The sequence below is a fragment of the Flintibacter muris genome (assembly GCF_943192995.1).
Taxonomy (GTDB): domain Bacteria; phylum Bacillota; class Clostridia; order Oscillospirales; family Oscillospiraceae; genus Lawsonibacter; species Lawsonibacter muris.
On the sequence record NZ_CALPCP010000017.1, the window covers coordinates 43,537 to 65,181 of the forward strand.

General features: G+C 58.3%; 26 protein-coding genes and 1 pseudogene. 19 read left to right on the top strand and 8 right to left on the bottom strand.

What is annotated here, in order from left to right:
• Positions 1 to 248: 248 nt before the first annotated feature.
• The 3 genes from NFS22_RS13535 to acrA are packed head-to-tail and all read left to right on the top strand — an operon-like array spanning position 249 to position 3,368.
• Positions 249 to 1,391 (top strand): acyl-CoA dehydrogenase, encoded by a 1,143-nt coding sequence (locus NFS22_RS13535; protein ID WP_251318285.1) that lies wholly within the window; start codon positions 249 to 251, stop codon positions 1,389 to 1,391.
• Positions 1,392 to 1,409: 18 nt separating this feature from the next.
• On the top strand, positions 1,410 to 2,210 hold the full coding sequence (gene acrB / locus NFS22_RS13540; RefSeq protein ID WP_251318286.1) for an acryloyl-CoA reductase electron transfer subunit gamma: 801 nt from the start codon (positions 1,410 to 1,412) through the stop codon (positions 2,208 to 2,210).
• A gap of 18 nt (positions 2,211 to 2,228) precedes the next feature.
• Positions 2,229 to 3,368 (top strand): acryloyl-CoA reductase electron transfer subunit beta, encoded by a 1,140-nt coding sequence (acrA, locus tag NFS22_RS13545; RefSeq protein ID WP_251318287.1) that lies wholly within the window; start codon positions 2,229 to 2,231, stop codon positions 3,366 to 3,368.
• 352 nt (positions 3,369 to 3,720) lie between these two features.
• On the opposite strand, the gene NFS22_RS13550 is transcribed toward acrA, so the two are convergent.
• The 3 genes from NFS22_RS13550 to NFS22_RS13560 form a co-directional block, all read right to left on the bottom strand.
• Entirely contained in the window at positions 3,721 to 5,058 is a 1,338-nt protein-coding gene (locus NFS22_RS13550; protein WP_251318288.1) for a butyryl-CoA:acetate CoA-transferase, read from the bottom strand.
• A gap of 110 nt (positions 5,059 to 5,168) precedes the next feature.
• On the bottom strand, positions 5,169 to 7,079 hold the full coding sequence (locus NFS22_RS13555) for a DEAD/DEAH box helicase (RefSeq protein WP_251318289.1): 1,911 nt from the start codon (positions 7,077 to 7,079) through the stop codon (positions 5,169 to 5,171).
• A gap of 77 nt (positions 7,080 to 7,156) precedes the next feature.
• Positions 7,157 to 7,666 carry a shikimate kinase gene (locus tag NFS22_RS13560; protein ID WP_251318290.1) on the bottom strand — a complete coding sequence of 170 codons (510 nt, stop codon included), beginning with the start codon at positions 7,664 to 7,666 and terminating at the stop codon, positions 7,157 to 7,159.
• Between the two features lie 233 nt (positions 7,667 to 7,899).
• Between NFS22_RS13560 and NFS22_RS13565 the strand changes: the two genes are divergently transcribed.
• The 12 genes from NFS22_RS13565 (at position 7,900) to obgE (ending at position 13,698) form a co-directional block, all read left to right on the top strand.
• The gene (locus NFS22_RS13565) at positions 7,900 to 8,148 is read left to right on the top strand and encodes a hypothetical protein (RefSeq protein ID WP_251318291.1); all 249 of its coding nucleotides are present in this window, start codon (positions 7,900 to 7,902) and stop codon (positions 8,146 to 8,148) included.
• Entirely contained in the window at positions 8,145 to 8,381 is a 237-nt protein-coding gene (locus tag NFS22_RS13570; protein ID WP_251318292.1) for a hypothetical protein, read from the top strand. The genes NFS22_RS13565 and NFS22_RS13570 overlap by 4 nt, the downstream gene beginning before the upstream one ends.
• Before the next feature lie 205 nt (positions 8,382 to 8,586).
• Positions 8,587 to 8,898, top strand: a complete 312-nt coding sequence (gene rplU, locus NFS22_RS13575; protein WP_251318293.1) for a 50S ribosomal protein L21 — start codon at positions 8,587 to 8,589, stop codon at positions 8,896 to 8,898.
• Positions 8,898 to 9,227: a ribosomal-processing cysteine protease Prp gene (locus NFS22_RS13580; protein ID WP_251318294.1), complete on the top strand. Its 330-nt coding sequence runs from the start codon at positions 8,898 to 8,900 to the stop codon at positions 9,225 to 9,227. The genes rplU and NFS22_RS13580 overlap by 1 nt, the downstream gene beginning before the upstream one ends.
• 3 nt (positions 9,228 to 9,230) lie before the next feature.
• Positions 9,231 to 9,521 carry a 50S ribosomal protein L27 gene (gene rpmA, locus NFS22_RS13585; RefSeq protein ID WP_251318295.1) on the top strand — a complete coding sequence of 97 codons (291 nt, stop codon included), beginning with the start codon at positions 9,231 to 9,233 and terminating at the stop codon, positions 9,519 to 9,521.
• Positions 9,522 to 9,612: 91 nt separating this feature from the next.
• The gene (locus NFS22_RS13590) at positions 9,613 to 10,101 is read left to right on the top strand and encodes a hypothetical protein (protein ID WP_251318296.1); all 489 of its coding nucleotides are present in this window, start codon (positions 9,613 to 9,615) and stop codon (positions 10,099 to 10,101) included.
• A 15-nt stretch (positions 10,102 to 10,116) separates the two neighbouring features.
• Positions 10,117 to 10,728 carry a sugar O-acetyltransferase gene (locus tag NFS22_RS13595; protein WP_251318297.1) on the top strand — a complete coding sequence of 204 codons (612 nt, stop codon included), beginning with the start codon at positions 10,117 to 10,119 and terminating at the stop codon, positions 10,726 to 10,728.
• Positions 10,725 to 11,159 carry a flavodoxin family protein gene (locus NFS22_RS13600; RefSeq protein ID WP_251318298.1) on the top strand — a complete coding sequence of 145 codons (435 nt, stop codon included), beginning with the start codon at positions 10,725 to 10,727 and terminating at the stop codon, positions 11,157 to 11,159. Before NFS22_RS13595 ends, NFS22_RS13600 begins: the two co-directional genes overlap by 4 nt.
• 28 nt (positions 11,160 to 11,187) lie before the next feature.
• Positions 11,188 to 11,487, top strand: a complete 300-nt coding sequence (locus NFS22_RS13605; protein ID WP_251318299.1) for a YciI family protein — start codon at positions 11,188 to 11,190, stop codon at positions 11,485 to 11,487.
• Positions 11,488 to 11,671: 184 nt separating this feature from the next.
• Positions 11,672 to 12,076, top strand: coding sequence for a Sec62 family protein translocation protein (locus NFS22_RS13610; protein WP_251318300.1), 405 nt, complete (start codon positions 11,672 to 11,674; stop codon positions 12,074 to 12,076).
• 64 nt (positions 12,077 to 12,140) lie between these two features.
• Positions 12,141 to 12,344 carry a helix-turn-helix transcriptional regulator gene (locus NFS22_RS13615; RefSeq protein ID WP_251318301.1) on the top strand — a complete coding sequence of 68 codons (204 nt, stop codon included), beginning with the start codon at positions 12,141 to 12,143 and terminating at the stop codon, positions 12,342 to 12,344.
• Positions 12,345 to 12,417: 73 nt separating this feature from the next.
• Positions 12,418 to 13,698: a GTPase ObgE gene (gene obgE / locus NFS22_RS13620; RefSeq protein ID WP_251318302.1), complete on the top strand. Its 1,281-nt coding sequence runs from the start codon at positions 12,418 to 12,420 to the stop codon at positions 13,696 to 13,698.
• A gap of 112 nt (positions 13,699 to 13,810) precedes the next feature.
• Here obgE and NFS22_RS13625 read toward each other — a convergent pair whose 3' ends face one another.
• Together NFS22_RS13625 and NFS22_RS13630 are read right to left on the bottom strand one after the other, a co-directional pair.
• Positions 13,811 to 14,212, bottom strand: a complete 402-nt coding sequence (locus NFS22_RS13625) for a hypothetical protein (protein ID WP_251318303.1) — start codon at positions 14,210 to 14,212, stop codon at positions 13,811 to 13,813.
• A 9-nt stretch (positions 14,213 to 14,221) separates the two neighbouring features.
• On the bottom strand, positions 14,222 to 14,854 hold the full coding sequence (locus NFS22_RS13630) for a tRNA1(Val) (adenine(37)-N6)-methyltransferase (protein WP_251318304.1): 633 nt from the start codon (positions 14,852 to 14,854) through the stop codon (positions 14,222 to 14,224).
• A 121-nt stretch (positions 14,855 to 14,975) separates the two neighbouring features.
• Here NFS22_RS13630 and rsmI point away from each other — a divergent pair, with 121 nt between their 5' ends.
• The 4 genes from rsmI (at position 14,976) to NFS22_RS13650 (ending at position 20,074) form a co-directional block, all read left to right on the top strand.
• A complete protein-coding gene (gene rsmI, locus NFS22_RS13635) occupies positions 14,976 to 15,839 on the top strand; it encodes a 16S rRNA (cytidine(1402)-2'-O)-methyltransferase (protein ID WP_251318314.1) in 864 nt (287 codons plus the stop codon).
• Between the two features lie 68 nt (positions 15,840 to 15,907).
• The gene (gene murC / locus NFS22_RS13640; protein WP_251318305.1) at positions 15,908 to 17,281 is read left to right on the top strand and encodes a UDP-N-acetylmuramate--L-alanine ligase; all 1,374 of its coding nucleotides are present in this window, start codon (positions 15,908 to 15,910) and stop codon (positions 17,279 to 17,281) included.
• Positions 17,282 to 17,365: 84 nt separating this feature from the next.
• Positions 17,366 to 19,168 carry a sensor domain-containing diguanylate cyclase gene (locus tag NFS22_RS13645; protein WP_251318306.1) on the top strand — a complete coding sequence of 601 codons (1,803 nt, stop codon included), beginning with the start codon at positions 17,366 to 17,368 and terminating at the stop codon, positions 19,166 to 19,168.
• A gap of 126 nt (positions 19,169 to 19,294) precedes the next feature.
• Complete coding sequence (locus NFS22_RS13650; RefSeq protein ID WP_420908866.1) at positions 19,295 to 20,074, top strand: relaxase family protein; 780 nt, start codon at positions 19,295 to 19,297, stop codon at positions 20,072 to 20,074.
• A gap of 40 nt (positions 20,075 to 20,114) precedes the next feature.
• Here NFS22_RS13650 and NFS22_RS13655 read toward each other — a convergent pair whose 3' ends face one another.
• The 3 genes and pseudogenes from NFS22_RS13655 to NFS22_RS13665 all read right to left on the bottom strand — a co-directional run.
• A complete protein-coding gene (locus tag NFS22_RS13655) occupies positions 20,115 to 20,414 on the bottom strand; it encodes a helix-turn-helix domain-containing protein (RefSeq protein ID WP_251318307.1) in 300 nt (99 codons plus the stop codon).
• A gap of 257 nt (positions 20,415 to 20,671) precedes the next feature.
• Complete coding sequence (locus NFS22_RS13660) at positions 20,672 to 21,247, bottom strand: tyrosine-type recombinase/integrase (RefSeq protein ID WP_478293065.1); 576 nt, start codon at positions 21,245 to 21,247, stop codon at positions 20,672 to 20,674.
• Between the two features lie 25 nt (positions 21,248 to 21,272).
• Positions 21,273 to 21,407, bottom strand: a pseudogene (locus tag NFS22_RS13665) (helix-turn-helix domain-containing protein); the annotation flags it as partial.
• Between the last annotated feature and the right edge of the window lie 238 nt (positions 21,408 to 21,645).

Genomic DNA, 21,645 nt, shown 5'->3' on the forward strand with positions numbered 1-21,645 from the left:
TGCTTTAAAGACGAAAAACCGATATAATTTCAATGGTTAGACACTACATATGCCAAACCTGATAAGCGCCGCAACAGCGGGGTCGGCCCGTGTTGCTCTTTTTTCGCCTCATCTTTGTTAAAAATCTAACAAAGATGAGGGGCGGGTTTGGTGTACTGTCATGTATCGTTTTGCTCTTCTGTCTCCGGCCAGGGGACGGCGGGAGCGCTCACGATAGTGCCAAGAATTTAAACTAGGAGGACTGCAAAATGGATTTTCACCTGTCTAAAGAGCAAGAGATGGTCCGCAAAATGTACCGCGAGTTCGCCGAGACTGAGGTCAAGCCTTTGGCCGAGGAGATCGACGAGGAGGAGCGCTTCCCCATGGAGACCGTGGAGAAGATGGCCAAGCTGGGCATGATGGGCATCTACTTCCCCAAGGAGTACGGCGGCGCCGGCGGCGACGTGCTCTCCTACGCCATGTGCGTGGAGGAGCTGGCCAAGGTGTGCGGCACCACCGCCGTCATTGTCTCCGCCCACACCTCCCTGTGCTGCGCCCCCATCTTTGAGCACGGCACCGAGGAGCAGAAGAAGAAGTATCTGCCCGACCTGTGCTCCGGCAAGAAGATCGGCGCTTTCGGCCTGACCGAGCCCGGCGCCGGCACCGACGCTTCCGGCCAGCAGACTATCGCCGTTCTGGAGGGCGACCACTACGTCCTCAACGGCACCAAGTGCTTCATCACCAACGGCAATGTGGCCGATACCTTTGTGGTCTTCGCCATGACCGACAAGTCCAAGGGCAACCGGGGCATCTCCGCCTTCATTGTGGAAAAGTCCTTCCCCGGCTTCTCCACCGGCAAGCACGAGAAGAAGATGGGTATCCGCGGCTCCTCCACCTGTGACCTGATCTTTGAGGACTGCATTGTCCCCAAGGAGAACCTGCTGGGCAAAGAGGGCGGCGGCTTCAAGATCGCCATGCAGACCCTGGACGGCGGCCGTATTGGCATTGCCTCCCAGGCTCTGGGGCTGGCCGAGGGCGCCATTCAGGAGGCCGTGAAGTACACCCAGGAGCGCGTTCAGTTCAAGATGCGCCTGAGCCAGATGCAGAACACCCAGTTCCAGCTGGCCGATATGGAGTGCCGCACCCAGGCCGCGCAGCACCTGGTCTACGCCGCCGCTATGAAGAAGCAGGAGCACGGCGACTACAGCAAGGAGGCCTCCATGGCCAAGCTGTTCGCCGCTGAGACCGCCTCCGACGTGACCCGCCGCGCCGTTCAGCTGTTCGGCGGCTATGGCTACACCCGCGAGTACCCCGTGGAGCGCATGATGCGCGACGCCAAGATCACCGAGATCTACGAGGGCACTTCCGAGGTCCAGCGCATGGTCATCGCCAAGTACATGGGCGTAAAATAAGATAGGAGGCAGATCAAAATGAAAATCATTGTTTGTGTCAAGCAGGTCCCCGATACCTCCGGTAAGGTGGCCGTCAACCCCGATGGTACCCTGAACCGCGCCTCCATGGCCGCCATCACCAACCCCGACGACCTGAACGCTGTTGAGGCCGCCCTGGTGCTGAAAGAGCAGACCGGCGCTGAAATTATCGTTGTCTCTATGGGCCCCCCGCCCGCCGAGGGTATGCTCCGCGAGGTTATGGCCCGGGGCGTGGACCGCGCCATTCTGGTGTCCGCCCGTGAGTTCGGCGGCTCCGATACTTACGCCACCTCCCAGATCCTGGCCGCCGCTATCGACACCATCGGTGTGGAGAAGGACGACATTGTCATGTGCGGCCGTCAGGCTATCGACGGCGACACCGCCCAGGTCGGCCCCCAGATCGCCGAGAAGCTGGGCCTGCCCCAGGTGTCCTACGCCGCCGAGATCACCAAGGACGGCGACACCATCACCGTTAAGCGTATGCTGGAGGACGGCTACATGACCATCAAGGTCAAGACCCCCTGCCTCATCACCTGCATCAAGGAGCTGAACACTCCCCGCTACATGAGCGTGGGCGGCGTCTTCGAGTGCTACTCCAAGCCCTATGAGATCTTCGACTACAACACCCTGAAGGATCACCGTTTCATCGACAAGGACACCATCGGCCTGAGCGGCTCCCCCACCAACATCCTGACCTCCTTCACTCCCCCCCAGAAGGGTGCCGGCATGATGCTGGAGGGCGCCGACAAGGCTACCTGCGAGAAGCTGGCCGGCATCATGGCCGCCAAGCACATGATCTGAGAAGGGAGATAAACGAATATGTCTACTTTTAATAGTTCCGATGTCGCTGCCTTCAAGGGCGGAGTCTGGGTATTCTGTGAGCAGCGCCAGGGCAGCATGATGCCCACCTCTTTTGAGCTCATCTCCGAGGGCCGCAAGCTGGCCGACGAACTGGACACCAAGCTGTACGGCATCCTGCTGGGCGACGGCATTGAGGGTATTGCCAAGGAGCTGGGCGGCTACGGCGCCGACGGCGTGTACGTCTGCGACCACCCCCTGCTGAAAAACTACACTACCGACGGCTACACCAAGGTCATCTGCGACGTAATCGAGGAGTACAAGCCTGAGATCATGCTCATCGGCGCTACCAACATTGGCCGTGACCTGGGCCCCCGCTGCGCCGCCCGCCTGCACACCGGCCTGTGCGCCGACTGCACCCACCTGGACGTGGACATGGGTATCTACAAGGACTTCCTGAAGGCCAACTCCACCCTGGCCCCCGAGCGTATCGACGCCACCAGCCACGCTGTGGTGCTGGGCCAGAAGCACGACGTGTCCCGTGACCTGAAGATGACCCGTCCCGCCTTCGGCGGCCACCTGATGGCCTCCATCATCTGCCCCCGGTTCCGTCCCGCCATGGCCACCGTCCGTCCCGGCGTGATGAAGAAGGCCGCCTTTGACCAGGCCAAGGCCGACGCCTGCGAGATCATCAAGCCCAGCTTTGAGCTGTCTGAGGCCGATGTGCAGACCGAGGTGGTCGAGGTGGTCAAGGCCGCCAAGAAGCTGGTTGACCTGATCGGCGCTGACGTGGTCGTCTCTGTTGGCCGCGGCATCTCCAAGGACGTAGAGGGCGGCATCAAGCTGGCTGAGGAGCTGGCTGAGGTCCTCGGCGGCGTTGTGGGCGGCTCCCGTGCCACCATCGACTCCGGCTGGCTGTCCGCCGACCACCAGGTCGGTCAGACCGGCAAGACCGTCCATCCCAAGATTTACGTCGCTCTGGGCATCTCCGGCGCTATCCAGCACAAGGCCGGTATGCAGGATTCCGAGTGCATCATTGCCGTCAACAAGAACGACACCGCCCCCATCTTTGAGATCGCCGACTACGGCATCTGCGGCGACCTGTTCAAGGTCACTCCCCTGCTCATTGAGGCCATCAAGGCTGCCAAGGCTGCGAAGTAAGGGACTTCCTCCGTTTGGGGCTATATCCCAGAATATTCTACAACAAAAGGGCTTGCCGTCTGCGTATTGCAGTCGGCAAGCCTTTTTATTTTGAATGAGTCCCGTATTATGAAAGAATCGGAGCAGATAAAGGGAGCCTCTGCACAAGGACGCTGAAAATACAAATCTTTTGTCAGATTCCTGTGCGTGTGCCAGCAGGCAGCCATCCTCATAAATTCTTCAGTAAGAACCTGTCTTCACAGGCGTTGAACGCCGTCTGGCCGGGTCTTTAGCCGCCCTGCCGCGTTAAAAAATCTTGAAATACATCCAGTATTGCTTGTATTCCTTGCGATTTGTGGTTGCGGAGCAGACCCTACTGATTGCTTCTGCGCCAAATGCCCATTTTCTGGGCGTCTTGGATGAGCTGTTCACGGAACTGGGGGGCAGCGATAGAGATGATTGCCTCGGCCCGCTCCCAGGTGGACAGGCCCTTGAGGTTAATCATGCCGTGCTCGGTGACAATATACTGTACGCAGGAGCGGGGGTCGGTGGCGATAGAACCGGGGGTGAGGGTGGGGACGATGCGGCTCTTGACGGAGCCGTCCTTGCCGGTAACAGTGGAGGACATGCAGATAAAGCTCTTGCCGCCCTTAGACAGGTAAGCGCCCATGACAAAGTCCAGCTGTCCGCCGGTGCCGGAGATGTGCTTCAAACCGGCGGACTCGGCGTTGACCTGGCCGAACAGGTCCATGTCGATAGCATTGTTGATGGAGATGAAATTGTCCAGCTGGGCCAGCACCCGCACGTCGTTGGTGTAGTCCACCGGGGCGGCCATAACGGCGGGGTTGCGGTCCACGTAGTCATACAGCTTCTGGGTTCCGGCAGCGAAAGCGTACACCTGGCGGCCCTTGTCCAGCGCCTTGTTCCGCCCGGTAAGTTTGCCCGCAAGGGCCATGTCCACAAAGCCATCCACATACATCTCGGTGTGGACGCCCAGGTCCTTCAAATCAGACTGGGCGATCATGGAGCCCACGGTGTTGGGCATACCGCCAATACCCAGCTGGAGGCAGGCCCCGTTGGGGATCTGCTCCACAATAAGCTTGGCCACCGCCCGGTCCACATCGGTGGGCTCGCCACCCCCGCCCAGCTGGGCCACGGCGGGGTTGTCCCCTTCCACAACGTAGTCCACATCGGCAATGTTGATCTCACAGCCGGTAAGGCCGTAAACCCAGGGCAGATTGTGGTTGACCTCCAGAATGATGACCTTGGCCTTGTCCAGCATGTCGGCCAGGTGGGAGGCGGCCAGGGCGTAGCTGAAATTGCCATGGCTGTCCATGGGGGTGACCTGAATCATGGCCACGTCCACTGAGACGTTCTCCCGGTAAAACCGGGGCAGCTCGGAGTACCGCATGGGGGCGAAGAACCCCATCCCCTTGCCGATAATCTTCCGGTCAATGCCAGAGCAGTGCCAGGAGTTCCAGGTAAAGTGCTCCCCGGCGTCATCGGCCTTGGCAATCTCGGGCATCCACATGGTCACGCCGCCCCGGACCTTCACGTCGGTGAGCTCATCCTTCCGGGCGGCCAGGGCCCGGTCCAGAGCCACGGGGTGGTTGGTACACCAGCCGTAGTCCACCCAGTCGCCGGATTTCACCGCCTGAACGGCCTGCTCGGGGGTGGTCAGCTTCTGCTGATAAAGGGCTTGATAATCCATATTGTTTTCCTCCAAATATATTTTTTATGTAGGGGCCGCCGAGGACGGCGGCCCTCTTTTTTGAAGACATATCTTTTATTTGAAAAGCCGCTCAGGGGCGGCCCTGGGCATTACCGGTCAATCTCCAGGTAGTAGGGCTTCATCAGGCTGGCCTGCTCGGTGGAGTCCTTGGGCTGGTTTTTCCGGGGCGGCTCAGGGGGCATGCCCCGGGGACGGTCGTAGCGCTTCTGGCCAGACGATCCCTTTTTCTTCTGCCTGGGGGCGGAGGCCGCTTTTTGGGGGACTTCCTGCTTAGCTTTAAGGGGCTTCTGCGGCTTTTTGCTCCGCTGCTCGGGCTGGGAGGGCTTCCCTTTTTTCGGCTCATCCTTTGCCGGCTTGTCCTTGTCTTTTGAAGAGGGCTTCTTTTTGCCCTCCTTTTTTGGGGGCTTTTCCCCAACCTTGGGGAGAATGTTGGACAGCAGCGACCGCCGGGGGGCCAGCAGGCGGGCGGTGGCATCCATAATGGTATCGCTGTCAAGGGGATTGGGCCGGCGGAACTCGGTGTTGGGCATGGAGTCCCCGGTGTCCAGCAGGGCGCCCGGCCTGACCCCCCGCTTGGGCGGAGCGGGAAGGTAGTCAAGGGCGTCCTCCTCCGCTTTGGGGGCGGAGGGGCAAAGGGTGACATCGCCGGTGGGGGCGGCGACCTTCTTTTTGTGGCGGCGCTTCTTTTTGCCCCCGGACTGCGCCCCTTCCTCCGGCACAGTTTGGGCCCTGGCCGCTTCCAGCCCGGCCTGTTCGGCGGCCTTCCGGGCCTCCTCCCGCTGGCGGCGCAGCTCCCGGGCGGCGGCCCGGGCCTCTGCGTCCTCCTCGTTGATGATCTTGCCGTTCTTGTCCCGCTTGGGGGCTTCAAAGACCCGCATGGGGAAGGGGTGTCCCTCCACCAGGGGGACCTTTTTGCCGGTGAGCCGTTCAATGTCCTTTAAAAGGGGCTTCTCACCAAAATCGCAGAAGGCGATAGCCTCCCCTCCCCGGCCCGCCCGGCCGGTGCGGCCAATACGGTGAACGTAGGTCTCGGGCACCTCGGGCAGGTTGTAGTTGAACACGTGGGACAGCTCCTCAATATCCAGCCCACGGGCGGCGATATCGGTGGCCACCAGGCAGCGGACCCTTCCGGACTTAAAGTCAGCCAGGGCCTGCTGGCGGGCGGTCTGGCTCTTGTTTCCATGGATGGCGGCGGCGGAGATGCCCGCCTTGCCCAGATCCCGGGCCACCTTGTTGGCCCCATGCTTGGTCCGGGTAAAGACAAGGGCGTTTTTCACCCGCTTTTCCTCCATCAGGTAGGCCAGCAGACTGGTCTTGTTCCCCTTGTCCACCAAATAGACCGACTGGCGGATCACCTCCACCGGGGAGGAGATGGGGTCCACCGCCACTTTAACGGGATTTTTCAGCAGGGAATTGACCAGATCGGTGATTTCCGGGGGCATGGTGGCGGAGAAGAAGAGGGTCTGCTTCCTCTGGGGAAGCCACTTGAGGATTTTCCGCACGTCGTGGATAAAGCCCATGTCCAGCATGCGGTCGGCCTCATCCAGGACGAAAATCTCCAGGGCGTCCAGGGAGACAAAGCCCTGGTCATGGAGGTCCATCAGCCGCCCCGGGGTGGCTACCAGGATATCCACTCCCCGTTTCAGAGCCTCCACTTGGGGGTTCTGGCCCACGCCTCCGAAGATGACGGCGTGGCGCAGGCTGAGGTACTTGCCATAGGCGTCAAAGCTCTCGCCGATCTGGATGGCCAGCTCCCGGGTGGGGGTGAGGATAAGGGCCCGGATGGACCTTCTGGAGCCGGTGTTTCCCTCCAGCCGCTGAAGGATAGGGGTAGCAAAGGCGCAGGTTTTGCCTGTACCGGTCTGGGCGCAGCCCAGTACGTCCCGCCCGGCCAGCGCGGGGGGAATGGCCTTCTCCTGGATGGGGGAGGGCTTGGTGTAGCCCTGTTCCGCCAGGGCCTTCAAAATGGGGGCGTTCAGCCCCAGGTCTCTAAATTGCATTCAAAACTTCCTTTTTTTCATTCGCGGCGGGGTCCGCCCGGCGCGGCCCACGATTTTCCCTGTGGGCTGGGGCGCGGTTATTTGCCGGCCAGGCCCAGCTGCTTTTGAACCAGTTGGGCGGTCTCAGCCAGCTCCTGCCCCGGAGGACAGCTGACCACCAGGCCGGCGTATTTGCGGTAAAGGGGTTCCCGGTAGGCCATCACGTCGGCCAGGGTCTGGCCCGGCTCCATGGCAATGCCCCGGGTGGACAGATTTTGAATCCGTCTTGTCAGCTCTTCCAGGGGGACCTGGAGGTAGACCACCGGTCCCAGCCCTTTCAGGTGGAGGGCCGCGCCCTCACGGCACACGGCGCTGCCCCCGGGAGCAATGACGGTACGGCGGCAGTTCAGGCTCAAAATCGCCGACTCCTCGGCATCCAGAAAAGCCTGCGTCCCCCGGCTGTCCAATATCTCCTGGAGCAGAGCCCCCTCCCGCTCCTGGATCAGCAGGTCTACGTCCAGAAACTGATAGCCCAACAGCTTGGCCAGCAGAACTCCCACAGTACTCTTTCCCGAACCGGGCATGCCAATCAGAGTGATGTTATCCAACCGTGTTCCCAACCTTTACATACAAATTCATTCTATAGTATACCACAAGCAAAAGAAAAAGAAAAGAGGGAAGCGGAAGACTGCACGAAAATCAATTTTAGAAAATCCGGCTGTATTTACAGGGCGGGGCTTGACGGGACAGCATTCAGGCCTGGCTGCCCATTAAAAATATCGTGGGCGGGGTGGTGGTCACCTAGGATAACCGCTTTGTCAAAATCCTGAAGGTGCTGCCGGTGAATATCTACCTCAGGTCGCCCAACGACCGGCAAAACATCATCTCCAGCTATGCGGCTCACCTGAAAATTGCCCTGGACAGCTTACAGCTGGAGGCCCGCACCCTCCCTGCCGACACCGCCGCCTATGTGGACAGGATGAAGGAGTACGCAGAGCATGAGGACAACATCGCCCAGATCGGCGAAGGGGTAGCCATCGACGCCATCTGGTACCGCTTCTTTCTCATCTTCAGTACGAGGCCAACATGAAGTCCAAGGGGCACAGCGTCGCCGCTATCATCCAGCGTCTGAACGAGGAAGCGGACATTGCCCGGCGCTACCTGGATCTGTGCGAGCTGGAGGTGCTGGAGCTCCGGTTTTCTGATGACTTTATTCTGAAGCTGCTGTACGAGATCATAAACAAGCACACCAGCCAGCGGGTCAAGCTGCCCGAGGGCATTTTTGATATGACCACAACTATCCATGGCATTTACGAAGAATAAACCGCAGCCCACAGGCTACGGCTCATTTGTATATAATGCATAAAAAAGAAAATTAGATTTTTCTGCATTTAACCCTTGACATTTTCAAAATTCTCTTGACAAAGGGGCAGGGCACTGGTAAACTATTAGGGCCGCATTGAGCAGGTTTTAAAGAGGACAAACCCTCACCTGGGAGAGCGAGCCCGTAATAAAGGAGTTGAATACTATGCAGGCAATCATCGTAACCGGCGGTAAGCAGTACAAGGTGGCGGAGGGTGACACTCTGTTTATCGAGAAGCTGGAGGCCGAGGCCGGTCAGGCCATCACCTTTGACCAGGTGCTGGCAGTTCTGGACGGCGACAAGGCTACCTTCGGCGCTCCCACCGTGGAGGGCGCTTCTGTGGCCGCCACTGTGGTCAAGAACGGCAAGGGCAAGAAGATCCGCATCTTCAAGTACACCCCCAAGAAGGGCTATCGTAAGCGCCAGGGCCACCGTCAGCCCTACACCAAGGTGGAGATCGGCGCCATCAAGGCCTGATGACTACCGTAACCTTTCGTTCTGAGGGCAGCCGCCTCACCGGCTTTGACATGCAGGGCCACAGCGGCTACGCCCCCCAGGGGGAGGATATCGTCTGCGCCGCTCTTACCAGCGCCGTCCGCCTCACCGAGTGCGCCGTCAACGACGTGCTGGGGCTGGAGGCTGCGGTGAAGGTGCGGGACAAGGACGCATCCATCTCCCTAAAGCTCCCCAAAGCCCTGGACCCGGACAGTGAGAGCGTCTGCCAGACCCTTCTGGCCGCCCTGCTGGTCCACTGCGTCCAGCTGGCCGAGGAGTATCCTGAAAATATTACCGTCTTGGAGGTGTAAGAGATGCTGAATATCGGTTTACAGTTTTTCGCCCATAAAAAGGGCGTGGGCTCCACCCGCAACGGCCGTGATTCCAAGGCCAAGCGGCTGGGTGTGAAGCGGGGTGACGGTCAGTTTGTGCTGGCCGGCAACATCCTGGTCCGCCAGCGGGGCACTCACATTCATCCCGGCGTCAACGTGGGCAAGGGCAGTGACGACACTCTGTTCGCCATGAAGTCCGGCCGCGTGAAGTTCCAGCGCTTGGGCAAGGACCGCAAGCAGGTCTCCATTGTGGAAGAGGCCGCCGCGGAGTAATTGGTTAAAAGCCGCAAACGGATTTACGTTTGCGGCTTTTTCTTAAAATCTCTGCCCAGGCCTGCATTTTATGACAACGGGGGTGTTTGGCATGGAGGATGCGGCGGTCCAGTTTGTAAATCGTTTGGTGGGCAGGAAGCTGCTCCACGTCTGCTGTGAGGCTGAGATCCTCGATTTCGATTTCGCGCCCCTTGCGCTGCACGCCGCAGGGTGCTCCCGAGTGTGCAAGGGCAATGACATCCTGGTGACCACGCTGGACTATCAGTCGTGGGATTTGCAGGAGAGTACCCACAATGATGAGTGGTTTTACATAGAAAAATTCCGCTCTGAGCTGATAGGCGGTGTGGTGGTCTCAGTTGGCCTGAGCCCATGTCATGATCTGCGGATCGAGCTGGATAACCAGGTCATAATTGAATGCCTGATCGCAAATGGATATCCCCATTATGAGGAAGAACAGGAACAGTGGGTGCTGTTTGAACCAACAAAGGATTACAGCGGAGCCTTTTTGACCGTTTATAATAAAAAGGTCCGCTTTCGCGCCCGCTGGCAGGCTGCCTCTGCGGAGTTGCTGTCATCTTGAAAAGAGGGATTTTTTATGGATATTCGGGAAAAACAGCACAGCGGACTGCTCTATCTGCCCGGAGACGAGACATTACAGCGGGAGCAGCTCCAGTGTCTGGATAAGTTGTTTGAGTTCAACCAGGTGCGCCCCTCAGATCTGGAACGGAAGACCGCGCTGCTGAAAGAGATGTTTGCGGAGCTTGGGGAGAACTGCTATATTGAAACTCCCTTCCATACCAATTGGGGCGGGCGGCATGTCCACTTTGGGAAAAACATCTATGCCAACTTCAACCTTGCCCTGGTGGACGACACCCACATCTATGTGGGCGACTATACCCAGTTCGGCCCCAACGTGGTGCTGGCCACAGCGGGCCACCCTGTCAACCCTGAGCTGCGGGAGCGGGCCTACCAGTATAACGCCCCCATCCGCATTGGACGCAACTGCTGGCTGGGGGCCAACGTGGTGGTGGTTCCCGGCGTGACTATTGGCGACAACGTGGTGGTGGGTGCGGGGAGCGTGGTCACCCGCGACCTGCCGGACAACGTGGTGGCGGTAGGCAACCCCTGCAAAATTTTGCGGGAAGTAAACGACCGCGACCGGGAATACTATTTTAAAGACCGGAGAATTGAGGACTGCGAGCTATGAAAGCAGCTATCATCTACTACTCCAACCACCACAGCAACACCCGAAAGGTGGTGGAGGCCATCGCCCAGGGGCGGGACGTAGCCCTCATTGACGCAGCGGCCACCAAGAGCGCCGATTTGAGCGGCTATGAGCTGATCGGGTTTGCGTCCGGGATTTACTTCGGGAAGTTCCACGAAAGTGTGACAGAGTTTGCAGCCAACAATCTGCCCCAGGGGAAAAAGGTGTTTTTCTTGTCCACTTATGGAGGAAGCCGCAATACCAAGGCTATCGAGGAGGCGGTCAAGGCCAAATCCGCGCAGATTGTCGGTCAGTTCGGGTGCAAAGGCTACGACACCTTCGGCCCATTCAAGTTGGTGGGAGGTATCTGTAAAGGTCACCCCAACGAGGAGGATTTGGAACACGCCCGCCGCTTTTTTGACGGTCTGCTGTAATCGGTGTTTTGAGAAAGGAGACTGCTCCATGGAGCAATGGCTGTATGTAATGTTCATCGAAAAAACCAAAATCTACAACAAGCTGACCAAAGCCGCCGTAGAGCGGCATGTGGCCAACCTGAGAGCCCTGGATGAAGCCGGACACATTGAGTTGGCGGGGGTGTTCAAGGGCTATCCCGGTGTGGCCGGGATGTATATCCTCAAAGCGGAGAGCTACGAGGCGGCGGAGGAGCTGTGCAGACAGGAGCCCTTGGTGGTGGAGGGCTTTGCCACCTACAAGCTGAAAGCCCTCCAGCCGGCAAATAAAGAAAATAACTATCTGCTTTAACAGGACAGTCCCTTTTTCTCCAGGAAATCCCGGCCTGTTTTCATATTCCTGCCTCCGTAGCCGAATGGGACAGCGGCGTGATAAGTTATAAATATTTCACATCAAAGGATTGACAAAGCCTATACGGAGTGATATATTTATAACCCCAGTCGAGTTAAAAATATATCACACGGAGGAATGGGACATGAAGTCAAAGGTTACTTTAAAAGAAGTTGTAGGCACAAAAATCATTTATGCGCTGCTCCTTGTCTGCTATTACTGGATGTGGGCCAGACGGGATTGGCATAATTATTATGAGACCATTCAGAATACGGTTGTCATCTTCACCATCATATTTTTCGCGTTACAGGCGATCCGTATTTATAAGTACAGCAAAGAAGAAAAGGACGAGCTGGCAATTCAAAATTTGCGCAGGACTGATGCGGTTGGATTGAAGATTATGATAGCCGCCGATATCGTCATTGCCTTCGGGTGCGCGGTCGGGGCCATTGACGGAAGCATGGCAGGCTACGCGCTGGTTGGAATGGTATTGGTATTGGCGGTTGTGCGGTTTATCATATTTTGTGTGATGGACAGCAAAGGAGTTTAAGACAGTCTTTCAGCTGTAATGCAATCCATGATATTCTGCGCAATGGACAGTAAGGGAGTCTGACATGGCCCTTAAAACAAAGGTCAAAGAATATCGGGAAAAAGCGGGATTGAAACAAAGTGAATTGGCGGAATTGGTACACGCAAGGCGTGAAACGATTGTACATCTGGAAAATGGAAGATACAATCCATCCCTGAAGCTGGCAATGGATATCGCAAAGGTTTTTCATGTGACAGTGGAAGAATTATTTGAATTTACAGAAGACTGATTCTGTCAGCCCGGCAAGGGATGTTTCTATCCCACAAAACACAAAAAGGAACAATAGAAAGGAGGCGCCCCCAATGGCAGCGCCTTTTGTAGATACCGCAAAGATCACCGTCCGCTCCGGGAACGGGGGGAACGGTGTGGTGTCCTTCCACCGGGAGAAGTACGTGGCCAACGGCGGCCCCGACGGCGGCGACGGCGGGCGGGGCGGCGACATTGTGGTGGAGATCAACGACCACCTGTCCACCCTGATGGACTTCCGCTACAAGCGCAAATATGTGGCGGGCAGCGGCGCCGACGGCGCGGGCAAGAAGTGTACCGGCCGGGACGGAGAGGACCTGGTTATCCGGGTGCCCCGGGGTACCGTCATCCGGGACGCTGAAACTCAGGAGATTATTCAGGACATGTCCCAGACCGACCGCTTTGTACTGTGCCGGGGGGGCCGGGGAGGCTGGGGCAACCAGCATTTCGCCACCCCCACCCGTCAGGTGCCCCGGTTTGCCAAGGCGGGGCTGCCCGGACAGAGCCGGGAGGTGGTGCTGGAGCTGAAGCTGCTGGCCGATGTGGGTTTGGTGGGCTTTCCCAATGTGGGCAAGTCCACCCTGCTCAGTGTAGTCAGCCGGGCCCAGCCTAAAATTGCCAATTACCACTTTACCACCCTCTTCCCCAACCTGGGGGTGGTCTATGTGGACGAAGGGGTGTCCTTCGTCATGGCGGACATCCCCGGCATTATCGAGGGGGCGGCGGAGGGGGCCGGCCTGGGCCACGACTTCCTGCGGCACATTGACCGGTGCCGGCTGCTCATCCATGTGGTGGATGTGTCCGGCTCCGAGGGGCGGGACCCGGTGGCCGATTTTGAGGCCATCAACGCCGAGCTGGCCCAGTACTCCCCTGAGCTGGCCTCCCGGAAGATGATTGTGGCCGCCAACAAGGTGGACATTATGCAGGACCCAACCCTGCTGGACAAGCTGCGGGCCCACGTGCAGGGCCTGGGGCTGGAGCTGCTTGAGATTTCCGCCGCCGCCCACCAGGGCACCCGGGAGCTGGCCCGGAAGGCTGCCGCCCAGCTGGCCCAGCTGCCCCCCGTGGCGGTGTACGAGCCCACCTATGTGGAGCGCCCCCCCGAGGTGGACACCGGCGGGGAGGTGGACATCCAGGAGTTCGACGGCACTTGGGTGATCGACGCTCCCTGGCTCCAGCGGCTTATCGCCAACGTCAACTTTGGTGACTACGAATCCCGGAACTGGTTCGACCAGAAGCTGCGCCAGTCGGGACTGTTCGACAAGCTGGAGGCTATGGGCATCAAGGACGGGGACATCGTTTCCCTGTACGACCTGGAATTTGAATATCAGCGGTAATGAAACAGGAGCGGCGAGGCGTTGGCCTTGCCGCTCCTTATATAGCAATCATCAGATTTGCCGCCCCTACTCCTCCCTCTTTGAGGGAGGTTTTTTGACACCGCATCTGTCTCTATGATTTGGCAGAAAACTGTTCAACAGCTTTTCTACCGAAGGGGACGAAGAGGAAGGGGGCGAAGCAGGATACCACAGCGGAAATCTCAATTTGATCTGTTAGCTTCCACAGGAGAGAGCTGAGGTTTGAGCGCCAATGCTGAAGCTCCATCAGCGCGACGCTGAGAGAGGGAGAAAAGTTAAAAAAGCAGTTTGGAGCAGTCAGCTCCGCAATGGTGACGGCCAGGTAGAAGACAGCGGAGATGGCGGCAGAGACGGCGATCTCCGCCTTTGTCATGGAGCGGAAAAGCCACAGCCTCCCGATCAGCAGCACAAGGGCAAACAGCGCCGCATGAAGGAGCGTACTGCGGACCGGATCGATGGAGACATCGATCACACCATAAATTTTTATACTACTCATGCCATTATATCACATGTTGACGTCGGTTTCGATAGACAGCCCCCGTTTCCCCTGCTTCACCGCCTCCACCAGCAGAAGGGAGGGGGGATGCCCCGGCCCGTGAGAGACCAGCTTGAGCCGTTTGGGCTCCAGACCGTGGCCCCGAAGGGAACATACTACATCCACCAGCCGCTCCGGCCGGTGGCACAGGGCGAAGCGGCCCCCGTTTTTCACCAGCCGCCCGGCGGCGGCGCACAGCTCCTCCAGAGTGCAGCTCTCTTCGCTGCGGGCGGGCCCGCCGCTTGTTCCGCTGCCCACAGGGAAGTAGGGCGGGTTGGACACTGCCAGGTCAAAGCCCCCGGCGGGCAGAGGGGCGGCACGCAGGTCGCCGGTGAGGATCTGTCCCTCCAGACGGTTGGCCGCCAGATTTTCCCGGGCAGTTTGGGCGGACCGGGGGTCAATGTCGATCCCGGTCAGGGACAGGCCCTCCACCCGCCGGGCCAGCAGCAGGAGCAGCGCTCCGCTGCCCGTCCCCAAATCGCACACCCGCCAGCCCGGCTTGATGCTGGCAAAGGCCCCCAGAGCCAAAGCGTCACCCCCCAGAGGGAAGACGCCCTCCTCCCAGGACAGGGTATAGGGGCCCAAAGCTTCGGTTTTCCTCATAAAAACACCACCTGTTCCCAAATCCAGACAGTTTAAGAAATCGTTAAGAAAAGGATACCATATTCTGCGGGAATATGATATAATAGATGAGCGAAAAATTTCGGGAGAGAGGTGAGCCCCGCTGGCCGGAACTCTGTACTTGGTCCCCACCCCTATCGGGAATTTGGGGGATATCTCCAAACGGATGGCGGAAACCCTGGCCCAGGCGGACTTTATCGCCGCTGAGGACACCCGGGTGACGGTAAAGCTGCTCAACCATCTGGGTCTGAAAAAGCCCATGGTCACCTACCACCGCCACAATACCGAAACGGGAGGCCAGGCTGTGATTGACCGTCTGGCCGCCGGGGAGAGCTGTGCCCTGGTTACCGACGCGGGCACCCCCGCCATCTCCGACCCGGGCGAGGAGCTGGTAACCCGGTGCGCCGCCCTGGGTATCCCGGTGTGCGCCATCCCAGGCCCCTGCGCCCTGGTTACCGCCCTGGCTGCCTCCGGCCAGCCCACCGGACGGTTTACCTTTGAGGGCTTTCTGGCCATGAACAAGAAAAACCGCAGGGCCCATCTGGATTCCCTCCGGAGGGAGGAGCGGACCATGGTTTTCTACGAGGCCCCCCACAAGCTGGCCGCCACCCTCCAGGACCTGGCCGGGACCTTTGGCCTCCACCGGCCCCTCACCCTGTGTCGGGAACTGACCAAGCTCCACGAGGAGATCCGCCGCACAACCCTGGGTGAGGCCGCCGCCTGGTATCAGGAGAACACCCCCAAGGGGGAGTTTGTGCTGGTGGTCCAGGGGGCGGAGCCCCTTCAGGAGCAGGAGGCCACCCTGGAGGACGGCCTGCGCATGGTGGACCGGCTGCGGGGTGAGGGGCTGTCCCTCCGGGACGCGGTAAAGCAGGCGGCTAAGGAGCTGGGCCTGTCCCGGAATCAGCTCTACGATCTGGCGGTGGGAAAGCGGGACCAAAGCTCTCCCCCTGCAGAGGAAGGCTGAAAATCTGTACCAATTCCCCAAAAATTGGATAGAATAGAGAGATAGACCGTGAAAAGAGGTGCTGTCCAATGCAGCGAAACATTGAAGACTTCATCAAGCCGGGGGCCCATGCCCATCTGGTGGGCGTGGGCGGGGTGTCCATGGCCCCCCTGGCCGAGGTGCTGAAGGGCAAGGGGGTGGAGATCACCGGCTCTGACATGAGGCAGAGCGATACGGTAACCCACCTGCGCTCTTTGGGCATTCCGGTGACCATTGGTCACCTGGCTGAGAGCGTAAAGGGGGCGGGGTGTGTGATCCGCACCGCCGCCGTCCATGATGACAACCCGGAGATTGCCGCCGCCCTGGCCGCTGGAATTCCCGTCTTTGAGCGGGCCCAGGCCTGGGGAGCCATCATGCGCCACTATAAAAACGCCCTGTGCGTGGCGGGCACCCATGGCAAGACCACAACCACGTCCATGTGTACCCACATCTTTCTGGCCGCGGGGCGGGACCCCTCGGTAATGATTGGGGGAAATCTGCCTATTCTGGGCTGCGGCCACCGGGTGGGACACGGGGACACCATTATCGCCGAGGCCTGCGAGTACTGCAACTCCTTTTTGTCCTTTGCCCCCACGATGGCGGTAATCCTCAACGTGGAGGAGGACCATCTGGACTTTTTCAAGGACTTGGACGACATTAAAAGCTCCTTCCGCCGGTTTGCGGAGCTGGTCCCCTCCAATGGCAGTGTGGTGGTCAATCATGACAACGCTGGGGCCCTGTCCGCCGTCAGCGGCCTGGATGTCTTTGCCTTCGGCCTGGAGGAGGGGGCGGACTGTACCGCTGCCAACCTCCGGGAGGAGAAAGACGGCCCCGAGTTTGACATTCTGGTCCACGGCGAGCGCTACGCCCACGTAAAGCTCCAGGTCCACGGAATGCACAACATATCCAATGCCCTGGCCGCCGCCTCTGCCGCCCATGTGCTGGGCGTACCGGGCAGGGCGGTGGAGGAGGGGCTGGCCTCCTTCACCGGGGCTGGCCGGCGCTTTGAGAAAAAGGGGACCTGCTGTGGGGCCGATATCTATGACGACTACGCCCACCACCCCGACGAGCTGCGGGCCCTGCTCACCATGGCAGGGGGACTGGGCTACCAGCGGGTAATCTGTGCCTTCCAGCCCCACACCTATACCCGTACCGCCGCCTTTTTTGACAGCTTTGTGGAGGCGTTAAAACTGGCCGACGCGGTGGTTTTAGCGGATATCTACGCCGCCCGTGAGACTGACACTTTGGGGATGTCCTCCCAAAAGCTGGCCGAACAGATTCCCGGCGCAGTCTGCCCCGGAAGCTTGGAGGCCGTAGCTGCTCATCTGGAAGAGATGGCCCGGCCCGGCGACCTGATTCTCACCGTAGGCGCGGGGGACATTTATCTGGTTGGGGACACTCTTGCGGCTGCCGGCAAAAACTGAATTTTTCACTTCTGATGTTTACAATCTATCACGTTAAATGGTAAAATACAAAAGTGCCTCTAAGGTGAAAAGGGGGGAGTGCGCATGTCTGCGCAGAAAAAGAAAAATATTACGCTGCTGGCCGTTTTGTTCACTGTATGCGGCGTGCTCCTGTTGGCCGTAGCGGTGGGAAGCCAGATCATCCGATGCCGGGCTTTGGAGCTGCGGCTGGATGAGGTGTTCATTGAGAGCCTGTCAGCCCATACCACCATGAGGGGCAAGGGCGGCCTGGAGCTGATCAGTGACACCCAGATTCTGCTGGAGGACGCCACCAGCCTGCTGGAGGGGGACAGCCGGCCCCTGGAGAAGGAGTGGGTCACTCCCCTTCTGTCCGCCATGAGCCTGGGGGGGCGCCGGGTAGCGCTGAGTTTTCTGGCCCTGGAGGATATGGGCAGTCTGGAGCCGGGAAGCGAGGAGCAGCGGGTATTTCTCCAGGCGCTGGACGGCTCGGAGGCGGTCAGCGATATCATCCCCGCCCAGGTGTGGACAGAGTCCTATTTTCTGGTGGTTCAGCCTGTGAAGCGGGAGGGCCGGATTGTGGGGGCGGTGGAGGCCAGAGTGAGCGCCGATCTGCTGTCCCGCCAGGGCCACGACTCCACGCTGTTCCTCTCGGTTAATACCGTAATTGCCGAGGAGGACGGCCGCGTTGCCTATGGCAGTGCGGCGGAGACCAGAGGGCTGACCCTTGCGGAGCTGGGTATGGAGGACGGACTGTCCCAGGGGGACGCCGAGGAGTTTATCAAAGCCTATGAGGCCGGGGAGTCCGGCTCCTTCTGCTACGACCTGGAGGAGGGCCGGGGCTACACCGCCTGGGCCGCCATTGGCTGCAACGGCTGGCGGGTGGTGCAGTTCTCCCAGTCCGCCGATCTGCGCATTGAGCACTCCTCCATGGTGCAGACAGTGGTCACTCTGGTAAGCCTGCTGGTGTGCGCGGTGCTGGCCGCCCTGATCTGGCGGCAGCGGGCCAGACTGGCAAAGGAGAAGCTGCGCTACAGCACACTGTCTGAATTTAAAGATACCCTGATTTTTGAGTACGACTGCCAGAACGACAGTATGGAGTTTACCTCCAACGCCCTGGACACCCTGGAGCTGGAGCGGGCCAAGCTGGACCACGTTACCAGCAGGGATGGCGGTCTGGCCATCTTCCACCCGGACGATATGGAAAGTGTACAGCATGCGCTGCAAAACGCCGGAAACATGGTGCCCGATCAGGTGGAGCACGACCGGGTGCGCATGAAAAAGCGGGGCGGGGAATACAGCTGGTACCGCAGCCAGTATAAGGCGGTGTTCAGCCCGGAGGGAAAGGCTGTCCGGCTGATTGGCACGATGACGGATATCAGCGCCCAGATTAACCGTGAGATTGAGCTGCGCAATCAGGCCCAGCAGGACCCGCTGACCGGAGTTTATAACCGGGCGGGCGTCAAGCTGATTAACGCCCGGCTGGAGCAGATCTCCCGGGGCATCCTGTTCATGATGGACCTGGACGACTTTAAATTTGTCAACGACACCTACGGCCACGCCGCCGGGGACCGGCTGCTGATGGCCATTGGCGGCGTGCTGCGGGATACCTTCCGCACCGACGATATTGTGGCCCGTGTGGGGGGCGATGAATTTGTAGCCTTCCTGTCCGGCTCAGACAGCCGGGCCACAGCGGAGCAGAAGGGCCAGGAACTGCTGGAGCGGGTGCGGGAGCTGCGGGTAGAGGGCGTGGAGCGGCCAGTTACCGTCAGCGTGGGCGCAGCCAGCGCCCCCGCCCTGGGCCGGACCTACGAGGCCCTCAGCCTGGCCGCCGACGAGGCCATGTATCAGGTGAAGCACAGCGGAAAGGGCGGCTTTATCCTGCGTTAGAGGAAATCAGAATACAAAAAGGGCGGGCACATTAATTGATATGCTCCCCCTACGCACATTGAGTTTAACAGCACCAATCTAAACTGTGATGGCAAATTCGTAAATCCCCTAAATTCATATCTTATCTTGCGGCGGCTCAATGATGATCTGTGTAGGGCGCATGGCCTCTCTGTTATTGAACATCCGAAGGAGCGGACAAAGCCGGAGGGCGAGGCGGCGGCAATTAAGTATGGTATCAGCTTCAAGGAACAGTTGCGCCAGACCATTGACCGGATGATTCCTGACTGCCGGGACTATGATGATTTTCTTGCAAGGATGCGGGCCGTAGGCTATGAAATCAAAGAGGGGAAACAGTTATCCTTCCGTGCCCCCGGACAGGAGCGTTTCACCCGTTCCTGCCGTTTGGGGGCCGACTATACCAAGGAAACCCTGCGGGAGCGTAGCGCCACCCGGCGCGGGTACGCTGCGGCAGCGAAAAAGCCCGTCCAGCGCACAGGCCAAAAGATCAATCTCCTGATTGACATTCAAGCGAAGATGGCAGCGGGAAAGGGCGCTGGCTATGAACGGTGGGCGAAGATTTTCAATCTGAAAGAAGCCGCTAAGACGCTGAACTTTTTGATTGAGAACGGCCTGACCGACTATGACGAATTGACCTCAAGAGCAGAGCAGGCCGGAACCAGGTTTGATGAAACCTCCCGCCGCATCAAACAGTTGGAGGCGCGCATGGCCGAGGTTGCCCAGCTTTCCCAGGAGTACGCCGCTCTGCTGGCAGAGAAGCAGGAGCGGTATGCGGAGTATAAGGAGTTGCGGCAGGATATGATCGACTACCGAACCATGAAGCAGAATGTAGACAAAGTCCCCGGTTTAGTGCCAGAGGAACAGGAGCAGCAGAGGCCGGAGCGGTGACTACAAAAAATATCCCGTGCCACTGGCATGGGATATTTTTTTAATGCTCATTTTGCCGCAGATCGTCTACAATGAATTGGATGTGTTCTATCTGACGGGGAGTTAGGCCGATTATATCCAACATCTGCGGGGCGCTTGCCTCCTGCACTTCCCGGCCCAGCAGATAGTCGGTGCTGACGTGGAAGAAATCCGCAATTCTTATCAGCATATCTATGGACGGCATGATATTGTCATTTTCCCAATTACTGATGCTCTGCTTTTTAACCTCCAGCTTCTCCGCAAGCTGAACTTGATTCAACTCCCTTGACTGACGCAGATTTTTCAAGCGGATTGCGAACATAATCGCCCTCGCCCCCTCTCAAAATAAGATTATAGGTCAAACGGGCAAATTATAAAAATACCCATATTGTAATATTTGACTTTTGGCGTTATACTTGCTCTGTGCGGAGGGCCAAAAGAAAGGACGATAAATTATGATTTGTCAGTCTCAAGGACTAACAACCCCCGAAAACACAGTGTTTTCAAGGCTTTTTGGCCTTACATCTTTGCCGTTTTCTCTTAATTTTTCCCTTACGAGAAAAATTAAGGGAAAATCTTTTAATGTCTGTCTACCACCTTGTCCAAAAGCCTTGCGCTGGAACGTTTGGCCTCCCTCGTGGCATGGGCGTAAATGTTCATCGTTGTGCTGACATCCGCATGGCCCAACAGTTCCTGCACATCCTTGGGAGCGGCACCATAGGAAAGAAGATTGCTGGTGAATGTATGCCGCAGCATATGGAAATGGAAGTTCTCCAGGCCAGCTACCTTCTTCTTAGCCCTGCGGCAAATCAAACTTACTGTACTCTGAGTTTCGATAGCGCCGTCAGGCCGAAGGCATACAAAGGATAAGTGCTTGTCCGTCCCTGGCGCGGTGTCTGTCCTGGGCAGCGTGTAGACCTCGTAATAGGTGCGGTTCTTTTCCTTGACTTCCTTGCAGTAATTCAGACGATAGAGCGCCCCATATTTCAGACTGTTCCGAGCCTGATCCCGTTTTGCCTGTTGAAGTATCTCTGCCAGAGCATTACAGAAATCCACGGTGCGGATTTTCTTTCGCTTGGTAACTCCGACCTCCAGCTTGTGCCGCGCTCCGTTGTAACGCATACTGCGCCGCACCGTCAAGCACTGTTCCTTCAAGTCAATGTCCTGCCATGTCAGCGCACATATGCGACAAAAGCCCCTTTGCCTTTAAGGTCAGTTCCTTGTTGCGTAAATGGTGGTTGCTCATAACGGTATAGCCCTTGTTGCGCTCCACTCGGAAAACTGCCATAGCTTCATCACTCCTTTGGTTGTGGATTTGTTACGCGATAGAACGCCGTTTTGCCGGGTTTAGGTATAAATCCCTGTCCCTGTTAAAAACGCGCCCGTAAAGCCGCTTGTAGCAAGGCTCTTTTTGCCCCTACTGCGTAACATGAGGGCATAAAAAAAGCGGCGTTCCTGTTCTCCAATGTCATTAAATTAAGGATTTCCCGTACCTGAAAAAACGCCCACCCCCTTTTTAAGAAGCAAAAGGGGGTGGGCGTTTTTTTATCGCC